At 69.0% G+C, this 14,928-nt stretch carries 10 protein-coding genes; 7 read left to right on the top strand and 3 right to left on the bottom strand.

What is annotated here, in order from left to right:
* The first annotated feature begins 113 nt into the window (after positions 1-113).
* The 6 genes from ACH0A8_RS07510 to ACH0A8_RS07485 are packed head-to-tail and all read left to right on the top strand — an operon-like array spanning position 114 to position 7,674.
* On the top strand, positions 114-1,895 hold the full coding sequence (locus tag ACH0A8_RS07510) for an ABC transporter substrate-binding protein (protein ID WP_251154154.1): 1,782 nt from the start codon (positions 114-116) through the stop codon (positions 1,893-1,895).
* Positions 1,892-2,872 (top strand): ABC transporter permease, encoded by a 981-nt coding sequence (locus ACH0A8_RS07505; protein WP_066651916.1) that lies wholly within the window; start codon positions 1,892-1,894, stop codon positions 2,870-2,872. Before ACH0A8_RS07510 ends, ACH0A8_RS07505 begins: the two co-directional genes overlap by 4 nt.
* The gene (locus ACH0A8_RS07500) at positions 2,869-3,825 is read left to right on the top strand and encodes an ABC transporter permease (RefSeq protein WP_066651920.1); all 957 of its coding nucleotides are present in this window, start codon (positions 2,869-2,871) and stop codon (positions 3,823-3,825) included. The genes ACH0A8_RS07505 and ACH0A8_RS07500 overlap by 4 nt, the downstream gene beginning before the upstream one ends.
* Entirely contained in the window at positions 3,822-5,585 is a 1,764-nt protein-coding gene (locus tag ACH0A8_RS07495) for an ABC transporter ATP-binding protein (RefSeq protein ID WP_251160509.1), read from the top strand. The genes ACH0A8_RS07500 and ACH0A8_RS07495 overlap by 4 nt, the downstream gene beginning before the upstream one ends.
* Positions 5,582-6,469: an alpha/beta fold hydrolase gene (locus ACH0A8_RS07490; protein ID WP_251160508.1), complete on the top strand. Its 888-nt coding sequence runs from the start codon at positions 5,582-5,584 to the stop codon at positions 6,467-6,469. The genes ACH0A8_RS07495 and ACH0A8_RS07490 overlap by 4 nt, the downstream gene beginning before the upstream one ends.
* An 8-nt stretch (positions 6,470-6,477) precedes the next feature.
* A complete protein-coding gene (locus ACH0A8_RS07485; protein ID WP_406906961.1) occupies positions 6,478-7,674 on the top strand; it encodes a glycoside hydrolase family 1 protein in 1,197 nt (398 codons plus the stop codon).
* 139 nt (positions 7,675-7,813) lie between these two features.
* On the opposite strand, the gene ACH0A8_RS07480 is transcribed toward ACH0A8_RS07485, so the two are convergent.
* The 3 genes from ACH0A8_RS07480 to ACH0A8_RS07470 form a co-directional block, all read right to left on the bottom strand.
* Positions 7,814-8,752, bottom strand: a complete 939-nt coding sequence (locus ACH0A8_RS07480; RefSeq protein ID WP_209684154.1) for a hypothetical protein — start codon at positions 8,750-8,752, stop codon at positions 7,814-7,816.
* 105 nt (positions 8,753-8,857) lie between these two features.
* Complete coding sequence (locus ACH0A8_RS07475) at positions 8,858-9,262, bottom strand: DUF3060 domain-containing protein (RefSeq protein WP_406906918.1); 405 nt, start codon at positions 9,260-9,262, stop codon at positions 8,858-8,860.
* A gap of 93 nt (positions 9,263-9,355) precedes the next feature.
* A complete protein-coding gene (locus ACH0A8_RS07470; protein ID WP_406906917.1) occupies positions 9,356-12,799 on the bottom strand; it encodes a hypothetical protein in 3,444 nt (1,147 codons plus the stop codon).
* A 257-nt stretch (positions 12,800-13,056) separates the two neighbouring features.
* Between ACH0A8_RS07470 and dnaK the strand changes: the two genes are divergently transcribed.
* The gene (dnaK, locus tag ACH0A8_RS07465) at positions 13,057-14,928 is read left to right on the top strand and encodes a molecular chaperone DnaK (RefSeq protein ID WP_406906916.1); all 1,872 of its coding nucleotides are present in this window, start codon (positions 13,057-13,059) and stop codon (positions 14,926-14,928) included.

Genomic DNA, 14,928 nt, shown 5'->3' with positions numbered 1-14,928 from the left:
CTCGTGGACGGCCCTCGGTCGTGGCGACCACCAGAAGGGACCGCAGTTGCGGAGCGCGATGTAAGCGCATACATTGGGCGGAGCACCCACTCGACACGGAGGTCGACCGAGCAATGACGCTTCCCCCACAGCGCACGCGCGGGCACCGCGACCCGCGCACGGACGGACGGCGGACGCCACCGGCGCCGCACACCCCCGCCCGCCGGCGCGGCCGCATCGCCGCCGCCATCGCCGGACTCGCGGTCGTGGCCCTCGTGGCCACCGGCTGCAGCATCCAGGTCCGCTCCCAGCCGGACCCGAGCATCGGCAAGGACACGATGCTCATCAACGCGGACCGTGGCAACCCACTGTTCGACCGTAACTTCAACCCGTACATCCCGAACGCCCGCACCGCGAGCAAGTGGATGTACGAGCCGCTCATCGAGATCAACCCGCTCGACGGCAAGGGCACCCCGTGGCTCGCGAGCTCCTGGGAGCTGCCCGACGCGCGGACGATCGACATGACGATCCGCAAGGGCGTCGAGTGGTCCGACGGCACGCCGTTCACCCCCGAGGACGTCCTCTTCACGTTCGACCTGCTCAAGAAGTTCCCGGCGATGGACGTCAAGGGTGCCTGGCAGCACATCGACCGCATCGAGCGGGACGGCGACCACCTGGTCTTCCACCTCAACGGCGAGGACGTCCCGAGCCTCAACATCATCGGCGCGACCTACATCCTCCCCGAGCACCACTACGGGAAGGTGAAGGACCCGGTCACCTGGCGTGACCCGAACCCGGTCGGCACCGGTCCGTTCGTCCTGGGCAACTACTCCGACCAGCAGTACTCGATGGACAAGAACCCGACGTACTGGCAGGCGGACAAGATCGCGATCGAGCACCTCGTGCTCCCCGCGACGAACACGCAGCTCGACACCGTCACGCGTGGCTACGACTGGGCGTACTCGTTCATCTCGGACGTCAAGGGCACGTGGGGGGCCGCGTCCGACACGAACCAGTGGTGGTTCCCCGCCGGCGGCGTGATCGGTCTCATCCCGAACCTGACGAAGGCGCCGTACGACGACGTCAACGTGCGCAAGGGCATCTCCTACGCGCTCGACCGCGACGGCATCGCCGAGACCGCCTCCGAGGGCAACCTCAGCGCCGCGGGTCAGACCGGCCTGATCCTGCCGAACCAGGAGCAGTACCTCGACCCGTCGATCCCCGACAAGGGGATGATCACGCAGGACACCGACCGCGCCCTCGCCGAGTTCGCGAAGTCCGGCTACGAGCAGCAGGGCGGCAAGCTCGTCAAGGACGGCAAGCAGCTCGAGATCAACCTGATGACCGCGAACGGCTACTCGGACTGGCTCCGTGCCGCACAGCAGGTGCAGCGTGACCTCGGGAAGATCGGCGTGAAGGTGCAGATCCAGGCACCGCAGCCCGCCGGCTACCAGCAGAACATCAACAACGGCAAGTTCGACATGGCGATGGGCGGCATGGGGAACGGCGACGTCTTCCAGGCCTACAACTCGCTGCTGTCGAGCGACTTCTACCAGCCGGTCGGCAAGTCGACGGTGAACAACTTCGAGCGGTACAGGAACGCGGACACCCAGAAGCTCCTCGACGAGTACCGCGGCACGACCGACCGTGCCGAGCAGCAGCGGATCCTGGACCAGCTGCAGGCCATCGTGTACGACGACCTGCCCGTGATCGGCATGTACTACGGCGGACTCTGGGGCCTGTTCAACACCGGCAAGTTCGTCGGCTGGCCGAGCGCCGAGGACCCGTACATGGCTCCGCAGAACTACGACTCCGCACCGCTGCTCATCTTCACGAAGCTCCGGCTCCGTGACAGCGCAGCAGGCAAGCAGATCCTCGAAGAGCAGAAGACGCAGCAGAAGGAGGCGGGCAAGTGAAGTACATCCTCCAGAAACTCGTCCTCTTCGTCCTGACCCTCTGGGCCGCGGTCACGCTGAACTTCGTGCTCCCGCGCCTCATGCCGGGCAGCCCGTCCGACGCGGCGCTTGCGAAGCTCAGCCAGAACGGTCCGGTCACCGACGCCACGAAGAAGGCCATCGAGGCCCAGCTCGGCGTCCCCAGCGGCAACCTCTGGGACCAGTACGTCAGCTACCTGCACCAGGTCGTCACCCTCGACTTCGGCACGAGCTACACGTTCTACCCGCAGCCGGTCGGTGACCTGGTCGGCCGCGCACTGCCGTACACGCTCGTGCTCGTCGGCACGGTGACGGTCCTGGCGTTCGTCATCGGCACGCTGATCGGTGTCGCTGCGGCGTGGAAGCGCGGCACGTGGCTCGACTCGCTCCCGACCCTGTCCGGCAGCTTCATGTCGACGTTCCCGTACTTCTGGACGGCGCTCCTGCTGCTGTTCTTCCTCGGCTACGTCCTGCACTGGTTCCCGACCACCGGGGCGTCGTCCGCGACGAGCGTCCCGGGCTGGAACGGCACCTACATCGGCGACGTCCTGCGGCACGCGGTCCTGCCGGCCGTGACGATCCTCGTGACGAGCCTCGGCGGCTGGATCATCGGCATGCGCAACGCGATGATCAACACCCTCGGTGACGACTACGTCACCTTCGCCGAGGCCAACGGCCTCCGCGGTCGCACGGTCGCCGTCCGGTACGCCGCGCGCAACGCGATCCTGCCGAACCTGACCGGCTTCGGCCTGGCGCTCGGTGGCGTGGTCGGCGGCTCGGTGCTGGTCGAGCAGGTGTTCGGCTACCCGGGCATCGGCTACCTGCTCTTCAACGCCGTGATCGGGCAGGACTACCCGCTCATGCAGGCCCTCTTCCTGATGATCACCGTGTCGGTGCTCATCGCCAACTTCATCGTGGACGTCCTGTACGGCGTCCTGGACCCGAGGACGCGCCGATGACCGACAACGCGACCGTCGCAGTACGGACCCAAGACAAGCAACAAGACCAGGGCGACCAGCAGGCCCCCTCCAAGCTCCGATCAGCAGGACGACAGTTCGGCGTCGTCTGGAGCAACACGAAGGCCCGCATCGGCCTGTGCATCCTCGGCACCTTCGTCCTCATCGCCCTGTTCGCCCCGCTCCTCGCCCCCTACGGCGGCAGTCAGAACGGCTTCGCGCGGAATGCCGACGCCAGCTGGGCGCACTGGATGGGTACCACCGCCGCCGGCGAGGACGTCCTCTCCCAACTGATCTACGGCGCCCGGGTCTCCGTGCTCGTCGGCGCGGTCGCGGGCCTCCTGTCCACGCTCGTCGCCGTCGCGATCGGCCTGAGCTGGGGCTACATCCGCGGCTGGGTCGCCGAGGTCATCGGGTTCATCGTGAACCTGTTCCTCGTCATCCCGGGCCTGCCGCTCATGATCGTCATCGCGGCCTACCTGCAGAACGGCGGCATCGCGGTGATCATCGCCGTGATCGTCGTCACCGGCTGGGCCTGGGGTGCGCGCGTCCTGCGCAGCCAGACGCAGTCCCTGCGCAGCCGCGACTTCGTCACCGCGGCGCAGTTCTCCGGTGACGGTGCGACGCGCATCGTGTTCCGCGAGATCCTGCCGAACATGACGAGCCTGATCGTCGGCAGCTTCTTCGGCGCGGCGACCAGCGCGATCCTCGCCGAGGCCGGTCTGGAGTTCCTCGGACTCGGCGACTCGTCGATCGTCAGCTGGGGCACGATCCTCTACTGGGCGCAGAACTCGAACGCACTGCTCACCGGCCAGTGGATCCTGCTGTTCGCCCCCGGTCTCTGCATCGCCCTGCTGGCGATGAGCCTCACCCTCATCAACTTCGGCGTCGACGCCGTGTCCAACCCGCGGCTGCGCGAGGGCGCGCGCCGCAAGCGCAAGGAGGTCACCGCATGAGCGGCGCAACCAGCGACGGCCTGGAGGCCCGTGGCGGCACCGCCACGCGCCTCCCGTCCGACGGCACCCAGGCCGAGGTCCTGCTCGACGTCCGCGACCTGTCCGTCGTCTACGAGTCGGCCGGCCAGACGGCCGTCCAGGCCGTCGACCACGTCTCCTTCCAGCTGCGCAAGGGCGAGTTCGTCGGCCTGGTCGGCGAGTCCGGCTCGGGCAAGTCGACCCTCGGCTACGCGCTGACCCGGCTGCAGAAGCCGCCGGCGCGCACCAACGGCGGCAGCATCGTCTTCGGCGGGGCGGACATCCGTGACCTCGACGACGAGGCACTCCGGCAGCAGCGCCAGGGCGGCTTCGCGATGGTGCTGCAGTCCGGCATGAACGCGCTCAACCCGGTGCGCACGATCCGCAACCACTTCATCGACGTCTTCAAGGCCCACGGCCACGTGCCGCGCGAGCGCTGGGACGCCCGGATGCGGGAGCTCATCGGCAAGGTGAAGCTGCCCGAGACGATGCTCGCGCGGTACCCCGGCGAGCTCTCCGGCGGCATGCGGCAGCGCGTGTCGATCGCCCTCGCGCTGTCGCTCGAGCCGCAGCTCATGGTGTTCGACGAGCCGACCACGGCCCTCGACGTCCTCGTGCAGCACGCGGTGATGGACACGATCATCGAGCTGCAGCGGTCCGAGGGGTTCACGGCGATCCTCATCAGCCACGACCTCGGCATCGTGCTCGAGGCCACCGAGCGCGTGCTCGTCATGCACGAGGGGCGGATCGTCGAGGACGGCCGGTCGCTCGAGGTCCTCCGCGACCCGCAGGACGACTACACGAAGATGCTCCTGTCGCACTACGCCGATCCGCGCGCGGAGGTCGTGTCGCTGCCGGGCTTCCCCGATCGGTCGCAGCGGTCGGTCTCCCGTCAGGAGACGACCTCGTCGTTCGCCACCGTCGGGTCGCGTGAGCGCAGTGCCGCGAAGAACCCGATCGTCGTCGACCACCTCGTGAAGACGTACCCGGCGCCCCGCCGCGGTGAGCAGCCCGTGCAGGCGGTCCGCGACGTGTCGTTCACCCTCGAACCCGGGCAGTCGCTCGCCCTGGTCGGCCAGTCCGGCTCGGGCAAGTCGACCATCGCGAAGATGCTCACCGGCGTCGAGCAGCCGACCTCGGGCACGGTGCGCTTCGGCGACACGGACGTGGCGAAGCTCGGGCGGCGGGGGCTCAAGGACCTGCGCTCCGAGGTGCAGATGGTGTTCCAGGACCCGTACGCGGCGCTCAACCCGCTGCACACGGTGGAGTACATCCTGTCCCGGCCGATCGCGAACTACACCGGGCTCCGCGGGCGGGATGCCCGGCGCCGGATGCTCGAGATCCTCGAGACCGTGGGCCTGACCCCCGTCGAGCAGTTCGCGCAGAAGCTCCCGCACCAGCTCTCCGGCGGGCAGCGGCAGCGCGTCGTCATCGCCCGGGCGCTCGCGAGCGACCCGCAGGTGATCATCGCCGACGAGCCCGTCTCGATGCTCGACGTGACGCTGCGCGCCGGCGTGCTCGCGCTGCTCGAGGACCTGCGGGAGCAGTGGGGTGTCTCGCTCCTCTACATCACGCACGACCTGCTGAGCGCGCGGCTCATCACCGACGACATCATGGTGCTGCACGACGGCGCGGTGGTCGAGCGGGGCCGGACGGCCGACGTGCTGCAGCACCCGCAGGACGACTACACGGTCGCGCTGCTGGACGCGGTGCCCAACCCGCGGCGGACACTGCTCGCATGACCACGGTGCACGAGTTCCCGTCCGTCCCGGCCTTCGGGCACCTCCCCACGCCCGAGGGCGTCGACGTCGTCGGCATCGACCTGCCGGTCGGACGGCTGACCGCCTACCGGGTGGTCCCGTCCGGACCGTCGAAGGGCGTCGTGCTCGTCGTCCCCGGGTACACCGGTTCGAAGGAGGACTGGCGCACCTTCATGCCGCTCCTGCGCGAGGCCGGCTGGACCGCGGTCGCGATCAGCCGCCGCGGCCAGGCGGACTCGGCCGCGCCAGGGAGTCCATCGGACTACTCCCTCGACGAGGAGGCCGCCGACGTCGTCCGGGTCGCAGCCCTGCTCGACGACGGCGCGCCCGTGCACCTGATCGGGCACTCGCTCGGCGGCGTGATCGCCCGCGAGGCCGCCATCGCCTCGCCGCAGTCGTTCCGGTCCCTCGTGCAGTTCTGCTCCGGCCCCTACGGCTGGCCCTACCGCAAGGTCACGGAGCTGACGATCCTGCACGACACCGGCGGCAACCTCCGCCAGCTGTTCGACGCGACGAACCCGCTCTGGGCGTACCGACCCGACGAGGAACTCCCCGACGACGCCCGGATGGTCCGCGACCGCTTCGACGCCACGAGCCCGCTGAGCGTCGTCGCCGGCGGGCACATCCTCGAGGATCACACCGACTCGTCCGCCGAACTCCGCGCGACCGGGCTGCCGGTCCTCGTGGCGCACGGCGAGTGGGACGGCGCCTGGCCGATCCCGTGGCAGCAGCAGATGGCCGAGGACACCGGCGCCCGCTACGAGGTCGTCCCCACGAGCTACCACGGCCCCCACGTCGAGAACCCGACCGCGACCATCGCGCTCTTCGACGACTTCCTCGGCCGGCACGCGCCGGCTCGCACCTGAAAGGCACCATCATCACCACGCTGCAGTTCCCCGACGGCTTCCTCTGGGGTGCCGCCACCGCCGCCCACCAGATCGAGGGCAACAACGTCAACAGCAACTGGTGGGTGCACGAGCACGAGCCCGACACCACCATCGTCGAACCCTCCGGCGACGCCGCGGACAGCTACCACCGCTACCGCGAGGACATCCGCATCGCCGCCGACCTCGGCCTGAACTCCTACCGGTTCAGCATCGAGTGGGCACGCATCGAGCCCGAGCGCGGTCACGTCTCCCGCGCCGAGGTCGACCACTACCGCCGCATGGTCGAGGCGTGCCACGAGGCCGGCATCGAGCCGATCGTCACCCTCATGCACTTCACCGTGCCGCGCTGGTTCGAGCGCGACGGCTTCTGGCGCGCCGACGACGCGGCCGACCTGTTCGCCCGCTACACCGAGGCCGCGCTGCCGGTCGTGCAGGACGGCGTCCGCTACGTCTGCACGATCAACGAGCCGAACATCGCCGCGATGCTCGCCGGGGGAGAGGACGCCGCCAACCTGGTCGCCTACGGCCTGCCGAACCCGGACCTGCACGTGGCGGACCAGCTGCTCGCGTCGCACGAGCGGTCCCGCGAGGTCCTGTCCCAGGTCGCCGGGCTCCAGTCCGGCTGGACCATCGCCACGCAGGCGTTCCGCGCGAACGGCGAGCCCGGCTCCGAGGAGATGCTCCGCGAGTACGGCTACCCGCGTGACGACTGGTACCTCGAGCAGGCCGCGGGCGACGACTTCCTCGGCGTGCAGGCGTACACCCGTACCTTCATCGGGCCGGACGGGCCGCTGCCCGTGTCGAACGACGTCGAGACGACCCTCACCGGGTGGGAGTTCTGGCCGGAGGCGTCGGCCGACGGGCTCCGCAGCGCGTGGGAGCTCTCCGGCCACGTGCCGCTGATGATCACCGAGAACGGCATCGCCACCGCCGACGACTCCCGCCGGGTCGCGTACACGCAGGGCGCCCTCGAGGGCATCCACCGCTGCATCGAGGACGGCATCGAGGTCCTCGGCTACCAGCACTGGTCCCTCCTCGACAACTACGAGTGGGCCTCCGGCTACCGCCCGACCTTCGGGCTCGTCGCGTGGGACCGCGACACCTTCGCACGGACGCCGAAGGACTCGGCGCGCTGGTACGGGAAGGTCGCGCAGGCGAACGCGCTCGAGACCCGTCGCGACTGACGCGATCCCCTGACGGACTGGAGGCGGGGGGGCCGCGGGGCCCCCCCCCCCCCCCCCGCCCCCGGCCCCCCCCCCCCCCGGGCGGGGGGGGGGGGTCCCCGCGCCCCCCCCGCCTCCAGTCCGTCCATGGGCCCCTCGATCAGCGGGTCGCCTCGTCGCTCGAGGGGTCGTCGGCGACGTGGGCCTCGCCGAAGGCATGTGCGTCGAACCAGGCGAGCAGCACCTCCTCGGCCTTGCGCGAGCCCCGCTCGCGAGCGATGTCGAGCGCCGTCCGGTCCTCGGCGTCGAGCACCGTGACGTCCGCGCCCCGCTCGATGAGCGCCTCCGTCGTCCCGCGCCGGTCGAACCATGCGGCGGCGTGCAGCGGGGCGAAGCCCCAGCGCGGGTCGACCTCGTCGATCCCGGTCGGGTCCGCGCCGAACCCGTCGAGCTCGAGCGAGAGCCCGCCGACGTCCCCGTGACCCGCAGCGCGCACCGCGGGGGCGGCCCACTCGAGCCAGCCGTCCGGCACCGGGCCGTGCCAGCCGTGGGTGGGGCGTGCCTCCAGGTCGGACCACGCCGACTCGGCGACGGGGCGGACCTCGATCACCACGTCGCGGAAGTGCACCGCGAGCTCGCCGGTGGGGGAGAGCAGCAGGCGGAGCTCCCAGACGTCGGCGTCGACGTGGGCGATCTCGCCGCGGGAGACCTGGACGTCGCCGGCGAGGACCGCGAGCGCTGCGGTGTCCGCGGGCTCGAGGACGGCGCGGTGGAACTCGAGCGTCACACGGGCGTGGTTCCAGCGGCGCCAGAGGCCGTCCGGGGTGTCGAGGACCTCGTCGGTCCGGACGACCACGACGGCCCGGACCGTGCGGGTCGGCGCCTCGTCGATGCCGGCGGTGTCCGGGGTGCCGGTCGGCGTCGTCGTCTCGGTCTCGTGCCACTCGGCGATGCGGGCCTCGTTCCACGTCACGGACGCCAGGGCCGCGACGGACGGGGGTGCGTCGGTGACCAGACGGGCGAGGTGCTCGGCGTAGCCCTCGACGTCCTCGAGGGAGACGTACCCGACCCCGGGCCAGCCCACTCGACTCCATCGCACGGGGTCGAGCCTACCGAGCCGGTGTCGGGCCGGTGCTCGGACGGCAGGGACGACGAAGGGCACCCCGTGTCGGGGTGCCCTTCGTCGTGGAGCGTGTGGCGTCGGTCAGCGTGCTGAGGAGGGGATGACCTTCGTACCGGTCCCGAGCTCGTCGAAGTCCGGCTCGTCGCCGTCGTAGTAGACGGTGTTGTCCTTGCCCGTGCTGGTGACGTGTTCGACGCTCTCGACGGTGACGGTGTTGCCGTTGCCTTCGATGGTCAGCTGCTCGGTCTCGCCGATGCTGAGCGTGTTGCCCGTGCCCATCAGGTTGAACCGGTCACACCCCGGCTGGTCACCGTGCTGGTCGTTCGCCCGCAGCAGCGCGACGCCGTCCGAGCAGGTCGCGGTCTTCGCCGCGGGGGAACCGCTCGCGCTGGCGGTCGGAGCCGGATCGGGAGTGTGCTGGCTGCAGGCGGTGAGGCCGGCGGTGAGGCTGAGCGCGAGGGCGCTGGCGAGGAGGTGCTTGCGCATGGGGCTTCTTCCGGGTCGTCGTCAGTGGCAGAGGGGTGGGCGGGCGAAGAGGCGGTGCTCCCCGCCCGCCCGGAGGTGGGTGCGGCGTCGGTGCTACCGGGTCGCCGCGGGGTTCAGATCGAGGTCGACGCTGCCGTTGGCAGTGTCGTCCGTGGTCTGGGTCACGGTGAAGTGGTACGAGCCGGCGCCGAGCCAGCGGGAGACCTCCCAGTCACCGTTGTCCTTGACCTTGGCCGTGACGGTCGCCAGCGACGGGTTGTTCGGGTCGAGCGTGATAGTGCTGCCCGCCTTGCCCGTGCCGCGGAACGTGACGAGCTCGTTCTGGTGCGAGGAGAGGTTGTCGGGCGAGGTCACGGCGAAGGGCTTCGTGACCTCCGCGGGCTGGTTCAGGTGCATGGTCACCCGGCCCGTCTCCACCTCGTCCGTCGTCTGGGTGACCGTGAACGTGTACTGCCCGGAACCGATCCACCGGTCGATGCTCCACTCGCCGTCGTTGCCGACGGGGGCGGTGAGCGTCGCCAGGTACGGGTTGTTCGGGTCGAGGGTGACCGTGCTGCCGGCGGCGCCGGTCCCGCGGAAGGTCACGAGCTGGTCCTTCACGGTCGCACCGTCGTCCGGCGAGGTCACCGCGAAGGGCTTCACGGCCTCGGCCGACTGGTTGATCCGGACCGTCTTGCGACCGGTCTCGGTGCTGTCCTTCGACTGGATGACGTCGAACTCGTACTTGCCACCGCCGATCCAGCGGTTCACCGACCAGTGGCCGTCGATCCCAACCGTGGCGGTGACCTTCGCGAGGTTCGGGTTCTTCGGATCGATCGTGACCGTGCTCTCCGGCGTACCGGTCCCCTCGAACGTCACCAGCTCGTCCTTGTGCGTGGACCCGGACGTCGGTGCGGTCACGTCGAACGGTCGGTCGACCGGAACGCCGGCCTCCGGCAGCTCGATGCCGTCGACCCGGCTGACGTTGCCACCCTTCGCGGTCTGGATGACGTCGAAGATCCAGGTACCGGTCGTGACCGGACGGTCGACGTGCCAGTTGCCCAGCGGGTCGACGGTGGCGTCGAAGTCGGTCAGACCCTCGCCAGCGTGCACGACGACCTTCGCACCCGGGGTGCCGGTGCCCTCGAAGCGGACGACCGAGTTCGGCGCGTGGGTGTCCCCGGACTTCGGGGAGGTGACCGTCACCGGGACCACGGCCGCGTCGCGGACCGCGGTGACCTCGGTGGACGAGACCGTGTTCCCCGGAGCGGTCTGGGTCACGGTGTAGGTGTGCGTACCGTCCTGGATCCGCTCGACCGGGATCGAGAAGGCGCCGTGCTCGACCGTTCCGGAGGCGACCTCCTTCTCGTTCTCGGAGATCACGATCCGTGCGCGGTCGGTGCCGGTGCCGGTGATGGTCGTCGAGCTGCCCTCGAAGGGAGCAGCCGGACCAGCTGCGGCCACCGCGGGCCCGCAGTCGGCGTCGACCGTGGTCTCCTGCACGCCGTCGACACCGGACTGCTCGACCTTCAGCGTGTGCGTGCCCGGGCCCAGCGGGTCGATCTCCGTCGACCAGGAACCGGTGCCGGCCTGGGCTCCTTCGACGGACACAGGGCCGCCGACGGTCTTGCCGTTCTCGTCCTTCACGGTGATCATGCCGCCGGTGACACCGGTGCCCTTGACGATCGCCTTCTTCGTCACGTCCTCGGGGAACTCGACCTCGGCGGTCGGCTTCGCGACGGACGACTTGCCCGGGTTGACCGTGATCTCGGCCCGGGTGCGGTTGTAGCCCTTCGAGATGCCCTCGACGACGAGCTGGTACTCGCGGTCCTCGAGCTCCGACGTCACGATGCGGTACGTGTTCGAGGTCCCGGCCTGGTTCGCGCCGAGGATGTTCTGCGGCTTGCCCTTCTCGTAGACCTTCACGCCGCTCTTGTCCTGCGCGTCGCCCTTGATCGTCAGCGACTGCCCGGGGTCGACCTCGAAACCGTCGTCCGGGGACGTGATCGACACGCCCTTGCCGTAGTCGATCATCAGGTCCGAGTGCGCGTAGTCCTCACCGCGGACGATCTCGTGGACGGTGAGGGCGTACTCGCCCGCCCTGTTCGGTGCATTGAGCGTGGTCTCCCAGTGCCCGTTGTCGTCCACCGGGACGGTCTTGACGTCGGTCTTGCCGTCCTTGATCCGGACCGAGGAGTTGGGCTGTGCGTCACCGAACACGGTGACGTTCTCCATCAGGTCGGAGGAGAACCGGGAGTCGGCCTTGAGAGGCGCGACGTGCAGGTCGACCGTCACGTCGTACTGCGCGATCTCGGTACCGCCGTCGAACGCGGTGACGTGGATGACGGTCTCGCCGAGGGAGAGGTCGGTCAGCACGTCCTCGAATGCGCCGCCGTCACCGATCTTCGGCGAGTGCTCCTTCGTCTTGCCGTTCTTGTCCACCCAGGACACGTCCACCGCCGTCGCCATGGCCGGCGCGAAGCCGTCGAGGTGCGCCGTGCCCGCCTCGAGGTCGATGTCCTTCACCTGCGCGAACAGGTCGGAGATCTTGACCTGCGTCCGCACGCCCTGCTCCCAGGCGTAGACGTACCCCTCGGCCAGACGCGACGCCTTGTCGTTGAGCTCCATGGAGAACGCGCCGTTCGTCGCGGCCTTGACGTTCTGCAACGCTTCGGACGCCACACGTGAGGCGCCGACGTACACGTTCGCCCCGCCCGGTGCCTTGCCGCTGAGCACGAGCTTGCCGCTGGCGTTCCGCGCGACGTGCAGGTCGGTCACCGGAGCGGTACGGCCGGTCGGTACCTCGAACGGCTGGTCCTGGTCGCTGAACTTGACGAGGACCTTCTGCCCCCACCCGATCGACTCGGGCAGCTTCTGCGTGAGGCGCCCGGATGCATCCGTGCGGAACCTCTGACTGTGCTCGCCCTTCTCGTCCGACACCTCGATGGACGTCTCTGCCGCCCTCGGGCCCACGACCGAGAGGTCGACCGAGTCGTCACCGGCGATGTACGAAGCGGTTGCCGAGTTCAGACCGGACACTCTGGCGGGCTCGCCGACACGCTTCATCCCGTAGTAGCCCCGGTTCACGAGGGAGTTCTCGGCAGTGACGTAAGCACCTTCGTTGGCATACACAGTCTTCAGGCGGCCAGCAGCGTCGAAGATGAAGTTGGTCAAGTCAGAGTCGCAGTTGGTCCAACTGCCCAGGTCCCCCTTATCGCGGCTGTTCGCGGCGACGAACAAACATTGACCAGCGCGATCGCCTTCCATAATGCGCATGGCAAAGCGGTCACCATGGTTGAGGACTTCCAGCTTCTTTGCCTTCGCCAGCGCCTCGGAGTAGCTCGCTGCTTCTCGGCGGTTCAGCGCATCGTCCATGTAGGTCCACTTCGTGCCGTCGAGTGTGACCCACCTGATCTGGGTGCCCGTCGGGGGGAACGCGTGGCTGGCGGTCGGCGCGCTGGGATTCACTGCTGACGCGGCTGGGCCGAAGCTCAGCCCGGTGACGATGGTGGCGGCAGCGAGACCAGCGGCCCCGACTGCTCGGAGTGTCTTCTTCATGTAAGAGGAGATGTCTTTCGGGATCGTGCCGTGCGGACACACGGCTCCAACATGGACATATGAAATATTGCATGAAGAAGCTGGAATCATTCCGAGTGCGATGCGTACGACGACGCCTACCGCCCTGAGCCCACCCGGCGCAAGTTTTCGCTCACAGACTTGACGCGCCTCCCATCGCGAGTAAACTTGAGTGCAGCGGACGCAACTCCGCGTAGGCTTCAGCAAGACCACGAACCCAACCGAAGGAGCACCACAACATGGGACGTGCAGTAGGCATCGACCTCGGAACCACCAACTCGGTCGTCAGCGTTCTCGAGGGCGGCGAGCCCACCGTCATCGCGAACGCCGAGGGGCTCCGCACCACGCCGTCGATCGTCGCCTTCACGAAGGACGGCGAGGTCCTGGTCGGCGAGACCGCCAAGCGCCAGGCCGTCACGAATGTCGACCGCACCATCGCGAGCGTCAAGCGGCACATCGGTACCGACTGGAAGGTCGACATCGACGGCAAGAGCTACACGCCGCAGGAGATCTCGGCCCGCACCCTCGGCAAGCTCAAGCGCGACGCCGAGCAGTACCTCGGCGAGGACGTCACCGACGCGGTCATCACCGTCCCGGCGTACTTCAACGACGCCGAGCGCCAGGCCACGAAGGACGCCGGTGAGATCGCCGGCCTCAACGTCCTCCGCATCATCAACGAGCCGACCGCTGCGGCGCTCGCCTACGGCCTCGACAAGGGCAAGGAAGACGAGCTCATCCTGGTCTTCGACCTCGGTGGTGGCACGTTCGACGTCTCCCTGCTCGAGGTGGGCAAGGACGACGACTTCTCCACGATCCAGGTCCGCGCGACCTCGGGCGACAACCGCCTCGGCGGCGACGACTGGGACCAGCGCATCGTCGACCACCTCGTCAAGAAGTTCAAGGACGAGCACGGCGTCGACCTGTCCACGGACAAGATCGCGAAGCAGCGCCTGAAGGAAGCGGCTGAGCAGGCCAAGAAGGAGCTCTCGTCGCAGATGTCGGCGAACATCCAGCTCCCGTACCTGACGCTGACCGCCGAGGGCCCGCTGAACCTCGACGAGACCATCTCGCGCGCGCAGTTCGAGCAGATGACCTCCGACCTGCTCGACCGCACCAAGAAGCCGTTCAACGACGTCATCAAGGAGGCGGGTGTCAGCGTCAACGACATCGCGCACGTGGTGCTCGTCGGTGGTTCGACCCGCATGCCCGCCGTGGCCGAGGTCGTCAAGAGCCTGACCGGTGGCAAGCAGCCGAACCAGGGCGTCAACCCGGACGAGGTCGTCGCCGTCGGCGCCGCGCTGCAGGCCGGTGTCCTGAAGGGTGAGCGCAAGGACGTCCTGCTCATCGACGTCACGCCGCTGTCCCTCGGCATCGAGACCAAGGGCGGCCTGATGACGAAGCTCATCGACCGCAACACCGCGATCCCGACCAAGCGCAGCGAGACCTTCACGACCGCCGATGACAACCAGCCGTCGGTCGCGATCCAGGTCTTCCAGGGCGAGCGTGAGTTCACCCGTGACAACAAGCCGCTCGGCACCTTCGAGCTCACCGGTATCGCGCCGGCCCCCCGCGGCGTGCCGCAGGTCGAGGTCACCTTCGACATCGACGCCAACGGCATCGTGCACGTGTCCGCGAAGGACAAGGGCACCGGCAAGGAGCAGTCGATGGTCATCTCCGGCGGCTCGTCGCTGCCGAAGGAGGACATCGAGCGCATGGTGCGCGAGGCCGAGGAGCACGCCGCCGAGGACAAGGCCCGCCGCGAGGCGAACGAGCGTCGCAACCAGGCCGAGCAGCTCGTCTACTCGATCGAGAAGCTCATCAAGGAGAACGACGACAAGCTCCCCGCGGACGTCAAGTCCGAGGTGCAGGCCGACGTCGACTCCCTGAAGTCGGCCCTCGCGGGTGACGACGACGAGGCCGTGAAGACCGCGTTCGACAAGCTCAACGAGTCGCAGGGCAAGCTCGGCCAGGCCATCTACTCGCAGCAGGACGCGGGCGCCGCGGCCGGTGGCGAGCAGCCGACCGCCGAAGGCCAGGGGCAGCAGGCGGACGACGAGGACATCGTCGACGCCGAGGTCGTGGACGACGAGGACGACAAGGACAAGAAGTAA

The organism is Curtobacterium sp. 179-B 9B NHS, from assembly GCF_045370965.1.
Lineage (GTDB): Bacteria > Actinomycetota > Actinomycetes > Actinomycetales > Microbacteriaceae > Curtobacterium.
This window is presented reverse-complemented; position numbering and strand designations above follow the sequence as displayed.